Source organism: Streptomyces sp. DSM 110735, assembly GCF_016482685.1.
GTDB lineage: Bacteria > Actinomycetota > Actinomycetes > Streptomycetales > Streptomycetaceae > Streptomyces.
Window position 1 is genome coordinate 376,149 of sequence record NZ_JACYHF010000002.1, and the last position, 19,226, is coordinate 395,374.

At 72.3% G+C, this 19,226-nt stretch carries 17 protein-coding genes; 5 read left to right on the top strand and 12 right to left on the bottom strand.

All coding sequences use genetic code 11. The features are described 5' to 3' along the window. Nucleotides 1-52: 52 nt before the first annotated feature. The 3 genes from IF655_RS04400 to IF655_RS04410 are packed head-to-tail and all read left to right on the top strand — an operon-like array spanning nt 53 to nt 3,091. Nucleotides 53-1,078, top strand: a complete 1,026-nt coding sequence (locus tag IF655_RS04400) for an iron ABC transporter permease (protein ID WP_199582158.1) — start codon at nt 53-55, stop codon at nt 1,076-1,078. 2 nt (nt 1,079-1,080) lie between these two features. After that, nucleotides 1,081-2,208, top strand: a complete 1,128-nt coding sequence (locus tag IF655_RS04405; RefSeq protein ID WP_199582159.1) for an iron chelate uptake ABC transporter family permease subunit — start codon at nt 1,081-1,083, stop codon at nt 2,206-2,208. Between the two features lie 4 nt (nt 2,209-2,212). Continuing rightward, nucleotides 2,213-3,091 (top strand): ABC transporter ATP-binding protein, encoded by an 879-nt coding sequence (locus IF655_RS04410; RefSeq protein ID WP_199582160.1) that lies wholly within the window; start codon nt 2,213-2,215, stop codon nt 3,089-3,091. Between the two features lie 28 nt (nt 3,092-3,119). On the opposite strand, the gene IF655_RS04415 is transcribed toward IF655_RS04410, so the two are convergent. Next, nucleotides 3,120-4,076, bottom strand: coding sequence for a methionyl-tRNA formyltransferase (locus IF655_RS04415; RefSeq protein ID WP_199582161.1), 957 nt, complete (start codon nt 4,074-4,076; stop codon nt 3,120-3,122). A gap of 53 nt (nt 4,077-4,129) precedes the next feature. On the opposite strand from IF655_RS04415, the gene IF655_RS04420 reads away from it, so the two are divergent. Further along, on the top strand, nt 4,130-5,485 hold the full coding sequence (locus IF655_RS04420; RefSeq protein WP_206775399.1) for a SidA/IucD/PvdA family monooxygenase: 1,356 nt from the start codon (nt 4,130-4,132) through the stop codon (nt 5,483-5,485). Nucleotides 5,486-5,524: 39 nt separating this feature from the next. Here the strand turns inward: IF655_RS04420 and IF655_RS04425 are convergent, their stop codons facing one another. The 11 genes from IF655_RS04425 to IF655_RS04475 all read right to left on the bottom strand — a co-directional run bounded on the left by IF655_RS04425 (nt 5,525) and on the right by IF655_RS04475 (nt 18,590). After that, entirely contained in the window at nt 5,525-6,226 is a 702-nt protein-coding gene (locus IF655_RS04425) for an isochorismatase family protein (protein ID WP_206775400.1), read from the bottom strand. 290 nt (nt 6,227-6,516) lie between these two features. After that, nucleotides 6,517-8,037 carry an amidohydrolase gene (locus IF655_RS04430; RefSeq protein ID WP_199582163.1) on the bottom strand — a complete coding sequence of 507 codons (1,521 nt, stop codon included), beginning with the start codon at nt 8,035-8,037 and terminating at the stop codon, nt 6,517-6,519. A 60-nt stretch (nt 8,038-8,097) separates the two neighbouring features. Further along, nucleotides 8,098-8,862 (bottom strand): alpha/beta fold hydrolase, encoded by a 765-nt coding sequence (locus tag IF655_RS04435; protein ID WP_199582164.1) that lies wholly within the window; start codon nt 8,860-8,862, stop codon nt 8,098-8,100. A gap of 119 nt (nt 8,863-8,981) precedes the next feature. After that, nucleotides 8,982-9,428 (bottom strand): response regulator, encoded by a 447-nt coding sequence (locus IF655_RS04440; RefSeq protein WP_199582165.1) that lies wholly within the window; start codon nt 9,426-9,428, stop codon nt 8,982-8,984. After that, complete coding sequence (locus tag IF655_RS04445) at nt 9,425-10,969, bottom strand: CHASE3 domain-containing protein (protein ID WP_206775465.1); 1,545 nt, start codon at nt 10,967-10,969, stop codon at nt 9,425-9,427. The genes IF655_RS04440 and IF655_RS04445 overlap by 4 nt, the downstream gene beginning before the upstream one ends. A 95-nt stretch (nt 10,970-11,064) precedes the next feature. After that, nucleotides 11,065-12,288, bottom strand: coding sequence for a PP2C family protein-serine/threonine phosphatase (locus IF655_RS04450; protein WP_199582167.1), 1,224 nt, complete (start codon nt 12,286-12,288; stop codon nt 11,065-11,067). Nucleotides 12,289-12,525: 237 nt separating this feature from the next. Beyond that, nucleotides 12,526-13,233 (bottom strand): potassium-transporting ATPase subunit C, encoded by a 708-nt coding sequence (locus IF655_RS04455; RefSeq protein WP_199582168.1) that lies wholly within the window; start codon nt 13,231-13,233, stop codon nt 12,526-12,528. 4 nt (nt 13,234-13,237) lie between these two features. Further along, entirely contained in the window at nt 13,238-15,337 is a 2,100-nt protein-coding gene (gene kdpB / locus IF655_RS04460; RefSeq protein ID WP_199582365.1) for a potassium-transporting ATPase subunit KdpB, read from the bottom strand. A 32-nt stretch (nt 15,338-15,369) separates the two neighbouring features. Then, a complete protein-coding gene (gene kdpA / locus IF655_RS04465; protein ID WP_199582169.1) occupies nt 15,370-17,031 on the bottom strand; it encodes a potassium-transporting ATPase subunit KdpA in 1,662 nt (553 codons plus the stop codon). An 8-nt stretch (nt 17,032-17,039) separates the two neighbouring features. Beyond that, a complete protein-coding gene (kdpF, locus tag IF655_RS04470; protein ID WP_199582170.1) occupies nt 17,040-17,129 on the bottom strand; it encodes a K(+)-transporting ATPase subunit F in 90 nt (29 codons plus the stop codon). Between the two features lie 201 nt (nt 17,130-17,330). Then, nucleotides 17,331-18,590, bottom strand: coding sequence for an MFS transporter (locus IF655_RS04475; RefSeq protein WP_199582171.1), 1,260 nt, complete (start codon nt 18,588-18,590; stop codon nt 17,331-17,333). 139 nt (nt 18,591-18,729) lie between these two features. Here IF655_RS04475 and IF655_RS04480 point away from each other — a divergent pair, with 139 nt between their 5' ends. Then, nucleotides 18,730-19,206 carry an NUDIX domain-containing protein gene (locus tag IF655_RS04480; RefSeq protein ID WP_199582172.1) on the top strand — a complete coding sequence of 159 codons (477 nt, stop codon included), beginning with the start codon at nt 18,730-18,732 and terminating at the stop codon, nt 19,204-19,206. Nucleotides 19,207-19,226: the final 20 nt, after the last annotated feature.

A 19,226-nucleotide genomic window follows, 5' to 3' on the forward strand; every position in this document is an offset into this window, starting at 1 on the left:
CTTACCTGTCAACCAGGCGCCCGCGAACGGACGATGACGTGGAGAGAGTCCAGTGGCCCCAGGCGGAAAGCTGCGCGGCTCGGTGCTCGTCGGGCTCGTCGTCGCCGCGCTCCTGCTGCTGTCCCTGCTGTCGGTCGCGCTGGGCGCGCTGAGCGTCCCGCTGGACCAGGTGGTCCACGCCCTTCTCGGGCACGCGCCCAACAGGACGGTGGACAACGTCATTTGGGAGGCGCGCCTCCCCCGCACCCTGCTCGGTCTGACGACCGGCGCCGCGCTCGGTCTGTCCGGGGCGCTGATGCAGGCGCTGACCCGCAATCCGCTGGCCGACCCGGGCATTCTCGGGGTCAGCGCCGGGGCGTCGTTCGCGATCGTCGTCGCGGTGGGCGTGTTCGGGCTCTCCTCGCTCTACGGCACCGTGTGGTTCGCGTTCGCCGGGGCGCTCGCGGCGAGCGTCCTCGTCTACTTCCTCGGCAGGCTGGGGCGTTCGGGGGCGACGCCGGTGAAACTGGCGCTCGCGGGCGTCGCCATCACCTTCATGCTCTCCTCCTGCACGAGCGCGATCGTGCTCACCGACCCGGACGCGCTGGACCGCTACCGCTTCTGGTCGGCGGGTTCGCTGGCCGACCAGGACTGGGGCGATCTGACCAGCGTGCTGCCGTTCCTCGCCGTCGGCGCGGTGCTCGCGCTCGCCTCGGCGCCCGCGCTCAACAGCCTCGCGCTCGGCGACGACGTCGCCGCCTCGCTCGGGCGCCGTCTCGGGCTGGTACGGCTCCAGGGGGTGACGGCGGTCATGCTGCTGACCGGCGCCTCGGTGGCCGTGATCGGACCGGTGGTCTTCCTCGGTCTGGTCGTCCCGCACATCGCCCGCGTGCTCGCCCAGGCGGCCGGCATCGGACCCGACCACCGCTGGCTGCTGCCGCTGTCGGCGGCCATCGCGCCCATGCTGCTCCTCGCGGCGGACATCCTCGGCAGGCTCGCCGCCCGCCCGACCGAGATCCAGGCGGGTGTCCTGGTGGCGTTCGTCGGCGGTCCGTTCTTCATCGCCCTGGTACGGCGCCGCAAGCTCGCGGAGGTCTGAGGATGCCCAGCCGCTCCACCACAGCACGCTCCAGCACCGCACGGTCCACCACCGCACCCTCCGCCCCCGCGATCCCGGCGCCCCCCGTCCTGCGCGGGCGTCCCTTCCGCCTCGCGGTGCCCCCCGTCTCGGGCGTCCTGCGCCCGCGGCTCCTCGTAACCGGCGTACTGGTCGGCGTCGCCGCGTTCCTGCTGTTCTGCTGGGGGCTGACGCTCGGGGACTACCCGATCTCGCTGCCCGACGTGGTCCGCGCGCTCACGGGCGCGGGCGATCCGGGCACGGTGATCGTCGTCCAGGATCTGCGCCTGCCGCGCGCGCTGACCGGGCTGCTCGCCGGGATCGCCTTCGGGGTCTCGGGCGCGGTGTTCCAGACGATGACGCGCAATCCGCTGGCCAGCCCGGACATGATCGGGCTGACCGAGGGCGCGGGTACGGCGGTCGTGGCGGCGGTCGTGCTCGGCTGGACCGGCGGGCTCGGACTGCAGACGCTGGGGCTGCTCGGCGCGCTCGCCACCGCCGCCGTCGTGTACGCGCTCGCCTGGCGGCGCGGAGCCACCGGGTACCGGATCATCCTGGTCGGCATCGGGGTGTCCTGGATCTGCACCAGCGCGACCGACTTCCTGGTGGCGCGCGGCAACCGCTTCGAGGCGCAGGAGGCGGTCGGCTGGCTGGTCGGCAACCTCAACGGTCGCACCTGGGAGCAGGTGGACACCCTCGCCGTGGCGATGGCGGTGCTGCTGCCCGTCACGCTGGCGATGGGCCGCTGGATGCGCACGCTCCAGCTCGGGGACGACGTGGCGGCCGGGCTCGGCACGCCGGTGCAGCCGGTGCGGCTCGCGCTGCTGGTGACCGGGGTGGGGCTGGTGGCCTTCGCGACGGCTGCGGCCGGTCCGGTCGCCTTCGTGGCGCTGTCCGCCCCGCAGATCGCCCAGCGGCTGGCCGCGACCGACTCGCCGCCGCCGCTCGTCTCCGGTCTCACCGGCGCCCTCGTCGTCCTCGGGTCCGACCTGATCGCCCGCGAGGCGATCCCCGGTACGGAACTGCCCGTGGGGATCGTCACCGGTGTGCTCGGCGCGCCGGTCCTGCTCTGGCTGCTCATCCGCGCCAACCGCGCGGGCTCAGGAGGCTGATCGCATGGCATCCACCGACGCGCGCACCCCGCTCACCGAGAAGGTCACACAACCTCAGGCGCACGAGCCGAGGTTGACCGCGCACGACCTCCATCTCGCCTACGACGGACGAGCGGTGGTGGAGGGTCTGGAGCTCGCCGTGCCGACGGGTCGGATCACCGCCATCGTGGGCGCCAACGCCTGCGGGAAATCAACACTGTTGCGGGCGCTCGCCCGGCTGCTGGCTCCGCGCCAGGGGGCGGTGGAGCTGGACGGCGCCGCGCTGCGCTCGATCCCCACCCGCGAACTCGCCCGCAAGCTCGGCATCCTGCCGCAGACCCCGGTCGCCCCCGAGGGGCTGACCGTGCTGGACCTGGTGAGCCGGGGTCGCGCACCGCACCAGACATGGTGGCGTCAGTGGTCGAAGGCGGACGAAGAAGCCGTGAACGGCGCCCTCGCGGCGACGAACCTGACCGACCTCGCCGACCGGCCGGTGGACGAACTCTCCGGCGGTCAGCGGCAGCGCGCCTGGATCGCCATGGCCGTCGCCCAGGGCACCCCCGTCCTGCTCCTGGACGAGCCGACCACCTACCTCGACCTCGCCCACCAGATCGACGTGCTCGACCTGATCACCGACCTCAACCGGCGCGAGAGCCGCACCGTCGTCATGGTGCTGCACGACCTCAACCAGGCGTGCCGGTACGCCGATCACGTCATCGCCATGAAGGCGGGGCGGATCGTCGCCGAGGGACCCCCGGTCCAGGTGGTGACCGAGGAGACGGTCGAGCACGTCTTCGACCTGCGCTGCCGGATCACCACCGACCCGGTGAGCGGCACCCCGTTGGTGATACCGATGGGCCGCCACCACGCGGACTCCAAGGAGCCCGCGACAGCGGCGGATTGACGCTCATTCAGGCGACGGCAGCGCGCGGTCATTCGGGTCGCGAGGTGAGATACCCGCCCATCGTGCGGAAGTACTCCGTGGCGGCCAGCTCCGTGCCGTCCTCGGTCCGCACCCGCCGCACCAGCAGTCCCCGCCCCTGTCCGCTGTGCGCGTCGGGACCCGCAACGACCACCACGCCGTCGCCCTCGCGGATGAAGATCCTGCCCGGCGTGCCGCCGTAGCGCCCCTCGGAGACGGCGGCGGACACGATCCGCAGGCGTTCGCCGCGGTGGAAGGCGTACGCGTTCGGATACGGGTCGGACTGCGCCCGCACCAGGCGTTCCAGGCGCTCGGCCGGCCAGCTCCAGTCGATGCGGCTGTCCTCCAGCGAACGCTTGTGGAAGAAGCTCGCCCGGCTGCGGTCCTGCGGTCGCCAGCGCCCGGCGTCGGCGCCGGAGGCGATCAGGTCGAGGGACTCGCGGACCACGGGGGCGATGAGGTCCACGGTCAGGTGGAAGAGGTCGGTCGCGGTGTCGGACGGTCCGACGGGCACCGCGCGCTGGATGAGGATGTCGCCCGCGTCCAGCTCGCCGTTCATGCGGTGCGCGGTGACGCCGACCCGCTCCTCGCCGTTGACGAGCGCCCAGATCAGGGGCGAGAACCCGGCGTAGGACGGCAGCAGGGAGTCGTGGATGTTGAGCGTGCCGTGCGGGGGCAGGTCGAACAGCTCCGGGGGCAGCCAGGTGCGCCAGTTGTTGGCCACGATGATGTCGGGGCGCGCCTCCCGCACGGCGGCGAGGACTTCCTCGTCGTCGGGGCGGTTGCGCAGCAGCACGGGTATGTCGTGCTTCTCGGCGAGTTCGGCGACGCTGTCGTCCCAGATTTTCTCGTACGCGTGCTCGCTCGCCGGATGGGTGAGGACCAAAACGACCTCGTGACCGGAGTCCAGCAGAGCCTGGAGGGTGCGGTGGCCCCAGGTCTGATAGCCGAACATGGCGACGCGCATGAGGATCTCCTCTTCGACGACTCCGTTGCTAGGTAAGGCTAACCTTATCTAACATGTGGCTGCCTGAGGGAGGCGATGCCACGGTGAAGTCACCCCGCACGGAGTTCGACAGCGTCCACGATGTCCTCGGAATCGGGTTCGGTCCGTCAAATCTCGCACTGGCCATAGCCGTTGAGGAACACAACGCGGGGCGCCCGGAGGGAGAACGCCTCGCCGCCCGCTTCCTGGAACGTCAGCCGCGCTTCGGCTGGCACCGGGGGATGCTCATCGACGACGCCACCATGCAGGTGTCGTTTCTCAAGGACCTGGTCACCCTGCGCAATCCGACCAGCGACTTCAGCTTTCTCTGCTTCCTGCGCGAGCGCGGCAGGCTCATCGACTTCCTGAACCAGAAGACGCTGTTCCCGCTGCGCGCCGAGTTCCACCAGTACTTCGAGTGGGCCGCCGACCGGGTCGGACATCTCGTCGGCTACGACAGCGAGGTCACGGCCGTCGAGCCGGTGCGCGACGAGGTGGGCACCATCGCGTACTTCGACGTGCACTGCCGTGACCCGGAGCACCCCGACCGCACGGTCACGTACCGGACGCGCAACATCAGCGTGGCGATGGGGCTTGAGCCGCATGTGCCGCCCGGTCTGGAGCTGGGTGAACGCGTCTGGCACAACAGCCAGTTGATCCCCCGCGTCGCCGAACTCGGCACCACAGGAAAGCCCGTGCGCCGGGCGGTCGTGCTCGGTGCCGGGCAGAGCGCCGCCGAGGCGGTGGACTTCCTGCACCGCTCCTTCCCGGACGCGGAAGTGTGCGCGGTCTTCGCCAAGTACGGCTACACCCCGGCCGACGACAGCCCGTTCGCCAACCGCATCTTCGACCCCGAGGCGGTGGACCTGTACTTCGGCGCCCCGGCCGAGGTGAAACAGTCCCTGTTCGACTACCACCGCTCCACCAACTACTCGGTGGTGGACATGGAGTTGATCGAGGCGCTGTACGCGACCTCGTACCGCGAGAAGGTAGCGGGACGCGAGCGGCTGCGCTTCCTCAACGTCTCCCGGGTGCGCGACGTACGGCCCCGGTCCGGCGGCGAGGCGCTCGACATCACCGTGGAGTTCCTGCCGACCGGCGAACACGAGGCGCTGGAGGCGGACTTGTTCGTCCTGGCCACGGGGTACCGCCCCCGCGACCTGACCACGCTCCTCGGGGAGTCGGCCAAGCTGTGCCTGCGCGACGACGGCGACGAACTCCGGGTGGGGCGCGACCACCGGGTGGCGACGGCACCGGAGGTCACCGCCGGGATCTACCTCCAGGGCGGGACCGAGCACACGCACGGTCTGACCAGCACCCTGCTGTCCACGACGGCGGTCCGCGCGGAGGAGATCCACCGCTCCCTGCTCGCGGGACGAACGCCCGCCTAGCGGACGGCACTTCGGCGCCCCCGGACCCCCGGAGCAGGTTCACCCGGGGGTGCCGGCCCACCGCTCCACCGGCGCCTCCTGAGCCGTCCCGCAGCCGCCGAACGCCGCCACCAGCGCGTCGGTGTCCATGACGACGGCACAGGTGGCGGCCAGCCAGCGCACGGCCATCGCATGCTCGGCGGCCGTGCGGTCGGCCACCGCGTCGGCGGCGACGAACGGCTCCAGGTCCTGCATCCAGGCGTCCGCCGCGGTGAGCAGTATGTCCGTCGCGGCGGCGACCCCGGCGACCACCACCTGGTCGCGACCCAGCTCCGTCAGCCGCGCCCGCAGCCGGGTCCCGGCGAAGGCGCTGCACCGCTTCCCGGTGAACAGGCTGTCCCCTGGCCGGGGTTGGACGGCGTCGACGACACGGCGCCCGACCCCGCGCCCGGGCTGGGCGGCGCCCTGCTCCGGCACCCGCACCGCGTAGACGACCGGCACTCCGGCGTCCCGCGCCGCCCGGACCAGCCGCTCGGCGTGCCCGACGAACCCGGAGCCGTCCTCCACGGGACAGCCGCGCACGTCACGGACGAGGAGCACGGCCCGGCCCGCCTCCAGACACCAGGAGGGACCGCCACCGGGCTCGGGCGTGCCGTACGGAGCCGCCGCGCCCGGGAGTTGGGCGGGTCCGGGCGGCGGGACGGCGTCGGCGGGCGGGATCGTTCCGGACGGCGTCACGGTCTCGGGGAACGGGAACGGCATGGGCTTCGCCTCTCGCGGTCGGCTCGACGGGTCGCACCCCGCCCTCGGGTACGGCCGCGCGTCGACGCGCCCGGGTGTCGCCGGGCGGGGCGAAGCCGTCCGGGGCGCCGCCACGCGTTCCGGCGCCGACGGGCGCCGCCACACCTTCCGCACACGGCGGTCGTGCCGCCGCCCACCCCGTGCGGCGCGCGCACCGGCGCACGCCGTCCACGGCTCCGCTCCGGAGACGAGAACCCAAGTTAGGGTACCCTAAGTATGCGCCCGGAACGGCGAAGCGCAAGCTCCCGCGCTCACGCCGGTCCGTGGGTCCAGCGACCGCCGAGCATGGTCGCGAAGACGGGCATCGTCCGCAGGGTCGCCAGGTCCGCCTCCAGCGGGTCCACGTCCGTGACCACCAGGTCGGCGGCGTCGCCCACCCGGATCAGCCGCCTGCCCCGGGCCGAGGCGGCGAGCGCGGTCGCGAGCGGCACCCGCTGCTCGGGATGCCACGCGGGCCGCTGGTCCCCGGTGCGCCCCACGGCCGACGCGATGCCGAGCCAGGGGTCCAGCGGCGAGACCGGCGCGTCCGAGCCGAACTCCAGTCGCGCCCCCGCCGCGAGCAGGTCCGCGTAGGCGAAGGCGCGGTCCGTGCGACCCGCCCAGTGCCGGTCCGCGATGTCCCGGTCGTCGGTGGCGTGCCGGGGCTGGACACTCGCCGTCACCCCCAGCACGGCGAACCTCGGCAGGTCGGCGGCGGCGAGCAGTTGCGCGTGTTCGATACTGCCCCGGCAGCGCACTGCCTCGAAGGCGTCCAGGGCGACCGTGTTGGCGTGGTCGCCGATGGCGTGCACAGCCGGTTCGATGCCGTGGGCGGCGGCGCGGCGCATCAGCGCGACCAGCTCCTCCGTGCCGGTCTCCTGGATGCCGTGCGCCCGCGGGGTGTCCCCGAGCCCCGGATAGGGGTCGCGGCACAGCGCGGTACGGGTGTTGAGCGAGCCGTCCGTGAACAGCTTGAGCGGACCGACGCGCACGATCCCGGCGCCCCCGTCCACGACGGAACCGGTGCGCAGCCCGCGCCCGATCGCCGCGTCGAGGTACGCCGGATAGACGGCGGCCGACACCCGCACCGGGAGCCGGGCGACCGCACCGCGCCGCGTCCAGTCCGTGACCGTGTCGCCGTACTGGAAGTCGACGATCCCGGTGACCCCGCGTGCGGCGGCGGCGCGGCACGCCTCCTCGATCCGGCGGTCCACGGTCTCGACGGGCGCCTCGGGCAGCGCGGCGAGAGCCTCCAGGCACTCGTGCTCCCGCAGCACCCCGCTGGGGTGACCGGCGCGCCCGACGAGGGCGAGGCAGGCGGAGTTGAGCCACGCGGTGTGCAGATCCTGGCTCACCAGGGCGACGGGCACCCCGGGGACGACGGCGTCCAGGACGTCCTTGTGCGGGGCGTCGGACCAGAGCCCGTCCCGGAAGCCGAACCCGGTCAACACCCCGTCTTCCAGAGACCCTTGAGCCCGCTCGCGGACAGCCTCGGCGACCGCGCGGGCCGAGCCGAGACCGGAGACGTCCAGCCGGGTGCGCGCGACGGCCCACTCCCCCATGTGCACATGGGCGTCCCACAGCCCGGGCAGTACGGTCCGCCCGGCGAGGTCGAACACCGGCTCGCCGCAGCCGCGTTGAAGCCCTTCGTCCGCCCAGATCCCCGTGATCCGCCCGCCCGCGACCCGGAGGCGCGCGAGCGGTCCTCCGGCGCCGAGCCGTACCCGGGCGAGCCACAGCGGCGCCCCCTCCGTGCCGTCCGTGGCGGTGGACACATCGGCGGTGCTCGTCATGGCGGCCTCCAGCGAGAGACGGGGCGTCCGGCCACCGCACCCTACTTAGGCATGCCTAACTCACGCCAGGGCGGCGGCCGTCTCGCGCGCGAAGACCTCGGGGTTGTCCAGCATGATGTTGTGCCCGCAGTCGGGGACGGCGACGACCCGCACCCCGGCCGCCTCCAGCCCCTGCGCGCCGGGGAACGGTCCGTCCGCCTCGGGGAAGAGGAAGGTGCGCGGTATCGGCAGCTTCAGCAGCAGTTCGCGCATCGTGGGGGTCGTACCCCGCGTGAGCCGGACCGCGCTGCGGTGCAGGGCGGTCGGGTCGGTCAGGCGCATGGTGGCCCACCAGTGCGGTCCCGCCGTGTCGCGGACCTTCTCCCAGCCGCCGTCCAGGAACTCCCGCTCCGAGAACGCGGTGATGCCCGAGCTGCCGGGGGCGCCGGGGACGGGGGTGACCGGGTCGAGGTTGGCGTCGACCAGGACCAGCCGGGAGACCAGTCCGGGGTGGCGCGCGGCCAGGACGATCGCCACGGAGCCGCCCATGCTGTGCGCGATCAGTTCGGCGCCGCTGACCCCCGCGGCGGTCAGCGCGGCGGCCAGGGTGTCGGCGTGGGACTCCAGGCTGTAGTCGAAGTCCGCCGGGCGGTCGCTGATGCCGTGGCCAAGGAGGTCGATCAGCAGCGAGCGGTGACCGGCGAGCAGCGGGTGCGCTGCGGTCCCGGTGAAGTACGCGGACGAACTGGCGCCGAGTCCGTGGACATAGACGCGCGGGGCGTCCCGGCCGGGCAGCTCGACCCAGCGCATGAGGTCCCCGTGGGGCGTGACGGCGGCGTTGCGCATGGTCTGCTCCTTGATCACTACGAGCGGACGAGTGTAACCGCCCGTACGGACCGGAAGGACGGCGGCACGGCAACTCACCCGCGGCGCGGCAGCCCCTCGCCGAACCGCCGGAGACCCCCTCAGCCCTGGCGCGGCAGCCGTACCACCTGGACGAAGAAGTCGTCGATCTGGCGGACCGCCGCGATGAACTGGTCCAGGTCCACCGGCTTGGTGACATACGCGTTGGCGTGCAGCTTGTAGCTGCGCAGGATGTCCTCCTCGGCGGCGGAGGTGGTGAGGACCACGACGGGGATGTGCGCCAGGTCCGGGTCGGACTTGATGCGCTCCAGGACCTGACGCCCGTCGTACTTGGGCAGGTTGAGGTCGAGCAGGATCAGGTCGGGGCGCGGGGCGCCGGCGTGCTCGCCCTCCCGGTAGAGGAAGTGGAGCGCCTCCTCGCCGTCCCGGACGACGTGAAGGGTGTTGCCGATCTTGTTGTCCTCGAACGCCTCCCGGGTCATCAGCTCGTCGCCCGGGTCGTCCTCGACCAGGAGTACGTCGATGGGGGTGGCGGAGGGGGTCGTCATGTCAGGGCCTTTTCCTGGGGTTCGGCGCCGGACTCGTCCGGGACGGGGGCGGCCGGGGGGAGGGTGATGCAGAAGCGGGTGCCGTCCGTGCACTCGGTGTCGAGCCAGATCCTGCCTCCGTGATGTTCCACGATCTTCTTGCAGAGCGCCAGTCCGATGCCCGTGCCACCGTAGGCGTCCCGGCTGTGCAGCCGCTGGAAGATGACGAAGACCTTCTCGGCGAACTCGCCGGGGATGCCGATGCCGTTGTCCTTGACGCAGATCCGGGCCATGCCGGGTTCGTCGGGGTCGGGTTCGCAGGTGATGGTGATGTGCGGGGCGCGTTCGGGGTGGCGGAACTTCAGGGCGTTGCCGACCAGGTTCTGCCAGAGCATGGCCAGCAGGGTGGGGTCGCCGACGACCTCGGGCAGCGTGTCCGGGCGGTCGATGACGGCGCCGGACTCCTCGACGGCGGCGCCCAGGTTGGCCAGCGCCTTGTCCAGCGCCGGGCCGAGACCGACGGGCACGCGGGCGTCGTTGAGGCGCCCGACGCGGGAGAAGGTGAGCAGGTCGTTGATGAGCACCTGCATGCGCTTGGCGCCGTCCACGGCGAAGTCGATGTACTGCCGTCCCCGGTCGTCCAGTTGGTCGCCGTAGCGCTTCTCGAGGAGCTGGCAGAAGGAGGCGACCTTGCGCAGGGGTTCCTGGAGGTCGTGCGAGGCGACGTAGGCGAACTGCTCCAGCTCGACGTTGGAGCGGCGCAGTTCGACGGCCTGGGCGTCGAGGTCCGCGGTCTGCCGGGCGAGGACGCGCTCCTGGTCGCGGGAGGCGTCGAGTTCGGCGACGATGCGCTTGCGCATCCCCTCCACGTCGTCGGCGAGGGCGGTCAGGTCGGCGGGTCCGCCGCTGGTGATGACGTGAGCGAAGTCACCGCCCGACACGCGGCGGGAGGCGGTGCCGAGGATCTCCAGCGGGCGGGCGACCAGCATGCGGACGAGGAAGGCGAGGGCGACGCCGGTGAGCAGGAAGGCGGCGACCATGCCGCCGAGCACCGAGTTGCGCACGGTGCGTTCGTGGGCGATCTCGGTGTGGCCCTGGCGGACGGTGCGGGCGAGGTCGGCGTTCTGCTTCGCCCAGGTGGCGCGCAGGTGGTCGAAGTTCCGTCGACCGCGTTCGGCGGTGGTCTTGTCGACGCGCTTGGGCTCGCCGGGGGTGACGGAGGCGGCCATCGGCTCGGCGTAGGCGCGGCGCCAGTCGGCTGCCTGCCGCTCGACGGCGTCCAGGTCCGCGAGCAGGGCGGGACGGTCCCCGATCAGCTCGCGCAGCCGGGCGGCCGAGTGTGCCTCGTCGGTCTTGCCCTGGGTGTAGGGGGCGAGGAACTGCCGGTCGGCGGCGATCGCGTAGCCGCGGATGCCGGTCTCCTGGTTGACCAGGGCGGCCTGGAGCCGGTACGCCTCGGTCTGCGCGGGCTGGACGCGCAGGAGCAGCCCGTCGGTGGCCTCGGCGGTGCGGCCGAGCAGGTCGGCGCCGATCACGGTGCCGACCACCACGAGCAGGGCCATCAGCGCCAGTACGAGCTGGAACCAGCCCTGCACCGTCAGGCTGCGCCGGCGCGCGCCCTTGTCGTTCCTCACCGTGTGCTCCGACTCCGTATGGGTCACTTCTGGTTCCAGCTCACATGGACGACGGCCACGTCGTCCGCGAGTCCGCCGCGTTCCTCGGCCAGTCCCTCGGCGCGGTCGATCAGGGTGTCCACGAAGTCCTCGGCGGGCAGCGTGGCCGACTCCCGGGCGAGGGCGAGCAGACCGTCCTCGCCGAGGCGTTCGGTGCCCCGGCTGACGTGCCCCTCGAACAGACCGTCGGTGAACATCACCACGGACGCGCCGGGCGGCACCGGCAGCTCGGCGGTGGGCCAGCCTGCCACGCCGGGGATCATGCCGAGCGCGGGTCCGCCGGGCACCTCGACCCAGTCCACCTGGGTGCCGGTACGGCGCAGCAGACCGGGGTGTCCGGCGCGTACGACGCTGGCGCTGTGGGAGCCGGGGACGGCGGCGAGGCTGACCAGGGTGGCGAAGACCTCGTCCCGGGCGCGCTCGGCGACCAGCAGTTCCTCCAGGCGGGCGACCTGTTCGGCGCCGGTGACGCCGCTGAGGACGAGGGTGCGCCAGGCGATGCGCAGGGCGACGCCGAGCGCCGCCTCGTCGGGACCGTGCCCGGAGACGTCCCCGACCAGGGCGTGGACGGCGCCGTCGGCGCTCTGCACGATGTCGTAGAAATCACCCCCGAGCAGCGCCTGGGCGCGGCCGGGGCGGTAGCGGGCCACCACCTGGACGCCCCCGGCGCGCAGCAGCGGGCGGGGCAGCAGACCGCGCTCCAGGCGGGCGTTCTCCCGCGCCTGCATCTGGCTGGCCTGGAGGGCGACGGCGGCCTGCTCGGCCTGCTTGCGCTGGATCGCGTAGCGCACGGCGCGGCCGAAGAGTTCGGGTTCGACGCGGCCCTTGACGAGGTAGTCCTGGGCGCCCGCCGCGACGGCGGCGAGCCCGGTCTGCTCCTCGGCGAGACCGGTGAGGACGACGACGGCGACCTGGTCGGCGTGCGCCTGGACCATGGACAGGGCTTCAAGACCCTGGGCGTCGGGCAGGTGCAGGTCGAGGAGGACGCAGTCGGGGACCTCGGTGGCGAGCACCTCGGCAGCCTCGGTCATCGAGCGCACCCAGCGCAGGCTCATCTTGAGCGCGCTGTCGGTGACCAGTTCCTCCACCAGGAGGGCGTCACCGGGGTCGTCCTCGATCAGGAGCACCGACGGCTCTCTGCCGTCCCACTCCCCCTCGATCCGTGCCGTCGGCACGAGCCGCGCAGCACCCGTCCGCGACGTCACCATGGCCCCGCCTCTCCCCACCCTTACCCGTCGCCTACGCTCAGTGGACGCCGACCGCCAGGGGCCGAGCATACTCATCGCACACATCCGATGGTCACCAGTCCCCTATGCCCAGGAGCGGGGAAAGCGATCCGGGCGGAGCGGGGCGCGGTCGCGTTTTTCGCGAGGGTGCCGGAAAGCCGGCCGCAGGACGTGCCCCGACCGGCTTCCCCGGGGGCGCCGGAGCGCCCCCTGCCCGTGTCAGCCTCGCGCCACCGCCTCGCTCAGTGCCACGTTCAGCTCCAGGACATTGACCCGGGGCTCGCCGATGAAGCCGAGTGTCCGCTTCTCCGTGTGCGCGTCGACCAGTTGACGTACGCGGGAGACGGGGAGGTCGTTGCGCTCGGCCACGCGGCGGACCTGGAGGAGGGCGTAGCGGGGGGAGATGTCGGGGTCGAGTCCGGAGCCGGAGGAGGTCACCGCGTCCGGCGGGATGTCGGCCGGGGTGACCGGGTGGCCGGGGACCGAGTTGTCGCGGGCGACGGCGGCGCGGGCGGAAAGCACCTGGGCGCACAGGGTGCCCTCCTCGGGCACCGCAGGGCAACGACCGCGTACGGCACCGCTGTCGGCGGCGAGGTTGGTCGCGCCCGAAAGCAGCAGGTGGTAGCGGGTGTTGACGCTGTTGACGCCGAGCCCGTTCGCCGGGCGCCCCTGGAACCAGCGGAGGTCGGGGCGCGGCGCGCCCTCGCCCTTCTTCGGCGGGAGGTCGTAGGACTGGCCGATGAGGGAGGAGCCGACGGTACGGCCGTCCGCGCGGACCTCGGAGCCGCCCGCCGCGCCGGGGAACAGCGACTGGGCGACGCCGGTGACGGCGAGGGGGTACAGCACGCCGGTGATCACGCTGAGCACCAGCAGCGCCCGCAGTCCGGCGCCGAGCAACCGGGCGGTGGTGGCAAGGGAGTTGTTCATGTGGTCATCCGATCCCGGGGATCAGCGAGAGAAGGAGGTCGATGAGCTTGATGCCGACGAAGGGCGCGACGAGTCCGCCGAGGCCGTAGACGGCGAGGTTGCGCCGCAGCATCCGGTCCGCGCCGACGGGCCGGTAGCGCACACCGCGCAGGGCGAGCGGCACCAGGGCGACGATGACCAGTGCGTTGAAGATCACAGCCGAGAGGATCGCGGAGTCCGGCGAGGAGAGCCGCATCACGTTGAGCGCGTCCAGGCCGGGGTAGACCGCCGCGAACAGCGCCGGGATGATCGCGAAGTACTTCGCGACGTCGTTGGCGATGGAGAACGTCGTCAGCGCGCCCCGGGTGATCAGGAGCTGCTTGCCGATCTGGACGACCTCGATCAGCTTGGTCGGGTCGGAGTCGAGGTCGACCATGTTGCCGGCCTCCTTGGCGGCCGACGTACCGGTGTTCATCGCCACGCCCACGTCCGCCTGGGCCAGCGCGGGCGCGTCGTTGGTGCCGTCGCCGGTCATCGCGACGAGCTTGCCGCCCGCCTGCTCCCGTTTGATCAGCGCCATCTTGTCCTCGGGGGTGGCTTCGGCGAGGAAGTCGTCCACGCCCGCCTCCTGAGCGATCGCCTTCGCGGTGAGCGGGTTGTCCCCGGTGATCATGACCGTACGGATGCCCATCCGGCGCAGTTCCGCGAACCGCTCCCGCATCCCGTCCTTGACCACGTCCTTGAGGTGGACGACACCGAGGACGCGCGCCCCCTTGTCGTCGCGCACGGCGACCAGCAGCGGGGTGCCCCCGGCACGGGAGATGCGGTCCACGACCGCCTCCGCGTCCTCGGCCACCGAGCCGCCCCGCTCGCGCACCCAGGCGACGACCGAACCGGCCGCGCCCTTGCGGACCTCGCGCCCCGCCACGTCGACCCCGGACATCCGGGTCCTGGCGGAGAAGGCGACCCACTCCGCGCCCGTCAGCTCGCCCTGGTGCCGCTCGCGCAGCCCGTACCGCTCCTTGGCGAGGATGACGACGGAGCGGCCCTCGGGCGTCTCGTCGGCGAGCGAGGAGAGCTGGGCGGCGTCCGCGAGTTCGGCTTCGGCGGTGCCGCGCACGGGCACGAACTCGGCGGCGCGGCGGTTGCCGAGGGTGATGGTGCCGGTCTTGTCGAGGAGCAGGGTGGACACGTCCCCTGCCGCCTCGACGGCGCGCCCGGACATGGCCAGGACGTTGCGCTGGACGAGCCGGTCCATGCCCGCGATGCCGATCGCGGAGAGCAGCGCGCCGATGGTGGTCGGGATCAGACACACCAGCAGGGCGACCAGGACGACCAGGGTGAGGTGGGTGCCCGCGTAGTTGGCGAACGGCGGCAGCGTGGCGCAGGCAAGGAGGAACACGATGGTCAGCGAGGCGAGCAGGATGTCGAGCGCGATCTCGTTGGGTGTCTTCTGCCGGGCCGCGCCCTCGACCAGACCGATCATCCGGTCGACGAAGGTCTCGCCGGGCCGGGTGGTGATGCAGACGACGACGCGGTCGGAGAGCACCCGGGTGCCGCCGGTCACCGCGCTGCGGTCGCCGCCGGACTCGCGGATGACCGGCGCCGATTCGCCCGTGATCGCGGACTCGTCCACGGAGGCGACGCCCTCGACCACGTCACCGTCGCCGGGCACGATGTCCCCTGCCTCGCAGACCACCAGGTCACCGATGCCGAGCGCGGTGCCGGGCACGCGCTCCTCGCGCCCGTCGACCAGTCGGCGCGCCACCGCGTCCGTCCTGGCCCGGCGCAGACTGTCGGCCTGCGCCTTGCCCCGGCCCTCGGCGACCGCCTCCGCCAGGTTGGCGAAGAGCACGGTCAGCCACAGCCAGGCGCTGATCGCCCAGCCGAACCAGTCGGTGGGGTCGGTGAGGGAGAACGCGGTGGTCAGGACCGAGCCGATCCAGACGACGAACATCACGGGCGACTTGACCATGACGCGCGGATCGAGCTTCCGGGCGGCGTCCGGCAGCGACCTGACCAACTGCCGGGGGTCGAACAGTCCCGCGCCGACCCGGTGTTGTGCCTCGCGCGGCGGGGCGGGCGGGTCCTGGCGGGGGGTGCGGGCGGGGGTGAGTGCGGACATCGCGTCCTCTTGCCTGTCCATACGAGTGGTCATCACGCCAGCCCTTCGGCGAGCGGACCCAGCGCGAGCGCCGGGAAGTAGGTCAGCCCGGTGACGATCAGGATCGCCCCGACCAGCAATCCGGTGAACAGCGGTTTCTCGGTGCGCAGGGTGCCCGCGGTGACCGGCACCGGGCGCTGGGCGGCGAGCGATCCGGCGAGCGCGAGCACGAACACCATGGGCAGGAACCGGCCGAGCAGCATCGCGAACCCGGTGGTGACGTTGAACCAGTCGGTGTTGGCGTTCAGTCCGGCGAACGCCGAGCCGTTGTTGTTCGCCGCCGAGGTGAAGGCGTACAGCACCTCGGAGAAGCCGTGCGCCCCGGAGTTGAGCATCGAGTGCGGCGGGGTCGGCAGCGCCATGGAGGCGGCGGTGAAGACCAGCACCAGGGCGGGGGTGACGAGGATGTAGCAGGCGGCGAGCTTCATCTCGCGCGCGCCGATCTTCTTGCCCAGGTACTCGGGGGTGCGCCCGACCATCAGACCGGCCAGGAACACCGCGATCACCGCCATGATCAGCATGCCGTAGAGACCGGAGCCGGTGCCGCCGGGCGCGATCTCGCCCAGCATCATGCCGAGCATGGTGAGACCGCCGCCGAGCCCGGTGAACGAGGAGTGGAAGGAGTCCACCGCGCCGGTCGAGGTGAGCGTGGTCGAGGCGGCGAAGATCGACGAGGCGCCGACGCCGAAGCGGACCTCCTTGCCCTCCATCGCCCCGCCTGCCGCCTGGAGCGCCGGGCCGTGATGGGCGAACTCGGTGGCCATCATCAGCGCGGTGAAACCGAGCCAGATGACGCCCATGGTGGCGAGGATCGCGTACCCCTGCCGCACCGAGCCGACGAGCACGCCGAAGGTGCGGGTCAGCGAGAACGGGATCACCAGGATGAGGAAGATCTCGAACAGGTTGGTGAAGGGCGTCGGGTTCTCGAAGGGGTGGGCGCTGTTGGCGTTGAAGTAGCCGCCGCCGTTGGTGCCCAGCTCCTTGATGGCCTCCTGGGAGGCGACGGCGCCACCGTTCCACTGCTGCGTACCGCCCATGAACTGTCCGACCTCGTGGATGCCGGAGAAGTTCTGGATGCCCCCGCAGGCGACCAGCACGAGGGCGGCGAGCACGGCGAGCGGCAGCAGGATGCGTACCGTGCCGCGCACCAAGTCCGCCCAGAAGTTGCCGAGTTCACCGGTGCGGGACCGGGCGAAGCCGCGTACGAGGGCGATGGCGACGGCCATGCCGACGGCGGCGGAGACGAAGTTCTGCACCGCGAGACCGGCGGTCTGCACGACGTGTCCCATGGTCTGTTCGCCGTAGTACGACTGCCAGTTGGTGTTCGTCACGAAGGAGACGGCCGTGTTGAACGACTGCGTCGGCGACACCGAGGCGAAGCCGAGCGAGCCGGGCAGCACGCCCTGGAGCCGCTGGAGGAGGTAGAGGAAGAGGACACCGGCGACCGAGAAGGCGAGGACCGCCCGCAGATACGCGGTCCAGGTCATCTCGGTGCCGGGGTCGGCGCCTGTGCCCTTGTAGATCCACCGCTCCACGCGCAGATGTCTGCGGGAGTCGTAGACCCGGGCCATGTAGCCGCCGAGGGGGACGTGGACGAGCGCGAGCGCGCCCGTCAGGGCGAGCAACTGGAGCACGCCCGCGAGTACGGGACTCATGACCGCGCTCAGAACCTCTCCGGGAAGATCAGGGCGAGGACGAGATAGGCGAGGAGGGCGACGGCCACGACGAGACCGACGACGTTCTCGGTGGTCACAGCTTCGTCACCCCCTTGGCGACGAGGGCCACCAGCGCGAAACCCGCGAGGACGGCGAGAACGAGGGCCGTATCGGCCATCTTGGACTCCCGAAGGGAAAGGAATTGATCGCTTACCCTCCGAGCAAACCCCTCCTCCGACCGCTCCGGACCCCACGTTGACAGCCCTCTTACGCCCCCGGGCCCGCCCTTGACGAGGCTCTTACGGCGACGGCCGTACCCCACGCTCTCCTGCGTCCGGAGAGGGACGCAGCTCGGCCGTGGTCGCGCCCACGGCGATCACCGCGAGCACGCACAGCAGACCGCCGCTGACGAGCGCCGTCGTGCCGGTGGTGACGGAGGCGACGAGACCGCCGCGCAGGTTGCCGAGGTCGGGTCCCGCCTGGCCCACGATCTGCTCGGCGGCGCCGACCCGCCCGAGCAGCGCGCGCGGGGTGTGTGCCTGGACCACGGTGCTCCGGGCCACCACGGAGACCGTGTCGGCGGCGCCCGCGAGGACGAGGAAGAACAGCCCGAGCCAGGGATCACTCGCCAGTCCGAAGAGGATCAGCGCGGCTCCCCACGTGGCGGAGGCGAGGAGCATGACCCGTCCGGGACGCGGGCTGCGGGTGAAGGTCCCGGACAGCAGCGACGCGACCACGCCGCCCACGGCGACGGCGGTCAGGAACAGCCCGAGGGTGCGCGGGTCGCCGCCGAACCGTTCCGCGTTGACCAGCGGGAACAGGCTGATCGGCATGGACAGCACGGTCGCGGCGAGGTCGGTGAGCAGGGCTCCGCGCACGACGGGGGTGCGCACGACGAAGGCCAGACCGTCCCGTACTCCGCGCAGACCGGGGCGGGCGGGCTCGGTGTCGGCGTCCGGGCTCATCGGGGGCAGTCCGAGGGCGCCGAAGAGCGCGGCGAGGAAGGTGAGGGAGTCGATCAGATAGCACCCGCCGACCCCCACACCGCTCACGAGCAGTCCGCCCAGCGCGGGTCCGGCCAGCATCGCGGCCTGGAAGGCGATGCGCCGCAGCGCGAGCCCGGCAGCGCGCTGGTGTTCGGGCAGCAGATGCGGCACGAACGTCCGCGAGACCGGCGCGACTCCGGCGCCGAAGCAGGACTGGAGGGCGACGAGTCCCAGGACACCGGCGGGCGGCAGATGCCCGAGGAACCCCTGGAGCGCGAGGAGCACGGAGCACAGGGCTTGGCCGCCGGTCGTCCACAGATAGAAGCGGCGCCGGTCCACCCGGTCGGCCAGCGCCCCCGCGAAGAGCCCGAGCCCGATGAGCGGCACCGCCTGCGCCAGTCCGACGGCGCCGGTCCACGCCGTGCTGCCGGTCGTCCGCCAGATCTGGAACATCACGGCGACAGCCGACATCTGACCGCCGAACCCGGACAGCGTCTGCCCCAGCCACACCCGCCGGAAGGCGGGCGACGACCGCAGCGGGGTCACATCGAGCAGCACGCGTTCCAGACCCATGACCGGCCAGTCTGCCCCAACGGCAACCACGTTCACGCCACCCGCCCCGAACCGGTCATCCCCTCCCCCACCCCGCATGACCCCGCCCATGCCGGGGCAGTCTCAGCAAGCCCGCCGTATCCCCCCGAGAGGTACCGAAATGCCCATCGACGCCGCCGACTTCGCACCAGCGACGCACGGACGCATCCTGAACGTCATCGGCGTCCACCTGTACGCGGAGGACCCGGAGGGACGGGTCCTGCTCGGGCTGCGCCATCCCGACTCTGCCTACGAGGGCGGGAGTTGGCACTTCCTGGCCGGACACTGCGAGCAGGAGTCCGCCGTGGCGTGCCTGGTGCGGGAGGCGTACGAGGAGGGCGGGCTGGTGATCGACCCCGCCGACGTGGAGTTCGCGCACGTGGTGCATCTGCTGGACGCCCCGAGGAGACGGCCGCGCATGCAACTGATCTTCCAGGTGCGGGAGTTGAAGGGCGTCCCGGAGGTCAGGGAACCGGACAAGTGCCTGGCCTGGCGCTGGTGGCCCCCGGACGACCTCCCGGACCCCGTCGTCCCCTACGCCCGCGCGGCCATCGAGGGCATCCGCGCCGGACGCGCGTACACGGAGCTGGGCTGGTGAGCCGCGTGAAGGCGAAGCCG

Coding starts and splice junctions, on each gene's coding strand:
- kdpB (WP_199582365.1), bottom strand. CDS start 15,337: ATGTCCGCACTCACCCCCGCCCGCACCCCCCGCCAGGACCCGCCCGCC.
- IF655_RS04425 (WP_206775400.1), bottom strand. CDS start 6,226: ATGCCGTTCCCGTTCCCCGAGACCGTGACGCCGTCCGGAACGATCCCG.
- IF655_RS04420 (WP_206775399.1), top strand. CDS start 4,130: ATGTGGCTGCCTGAGGGAGGCGATGCCACGGTGAAGTCACCCCGCACG.
- IF655_RS04440 (WP_199582165.1), bottom strand. CDS start 9,428: ATGACGACCCCCTCCGCCACCCCCATCGACGTACTCCTGGTCGAGGAC.
- IF655_RS04445 (WP_206775465.1), bottom strand. CDS start 10,969: ATGGCCCTGCTCGTGGTGGTCGGCACCGTGATCGGCGCCGACCTGCTC.
- IF655_RS04480 (WP_199582172.1), top strand. CDS start 18,730: ATGCCCATCGACGCCGCCGACTTCGCACCAGCGACGCACGGACGCATC.
- IF655_RS04455 (WP_199582168.1), bottom strand. CDS start 13,233: ATGAACAACTCCCTTGCCACCACCGCCCGGTTGCTCGGCGCCGGACTG.
- IF655_RS04475 (WP_199582171.1), bottom strand. CDS start 18,590: ATGGGTCTGGAACGCGTGCTGCTCGATGTGACCCCGCTGCGGTCGTCG.
- IF655_RS04410 (WP_199582160.1), top strand. CDS start 2,213: ATGGCATCCACCGACGCGCGCACCCCGCTCACCGAGAAGGTCACACAA.
- IF655_RS04435 (WP_199582164.1), bottom strand. CDS start 8,862: ATGCGCAACGCCGCCGTCACGCCCCACGGGGACCTCATGCGCTGGGTC.
- IF655_RS04430 (WP_199582163.1), bottom strand. CDS start 8,037: ATGACGAGCACCGCCGATGTGTCCACCGCCACGGACGGCACGGAGGGG.
- IF655_RS04405 (WP_199582159.1), top strand. CDS start 1,081: ATGCCCAGCCGCTCCACCACAGCACGCTCCAGCACCGCACGGTCCACC.
- kdpA (WP_199582169.1), bottom strand. CDS start 17,031: ATGAGTCCCGTACTCGCGGGCGTGCTCCAGTTGCTCGCCCTGACGGGC.
- IF655_RS04450 (WP_199582167.1), bottom strand. CDS start 12,288: ATGGTGACGTCGCGGACGGGTGCTGCGCGGCTCGTGCCGACGGCACGG.
- IF655_RS04415 (WP_199582161.1), bottom strand. CDS start 4,076: ATGCGCGTCGCCATGTTCGGCTATCAGACCTGGGGCCACCGCACCCTC.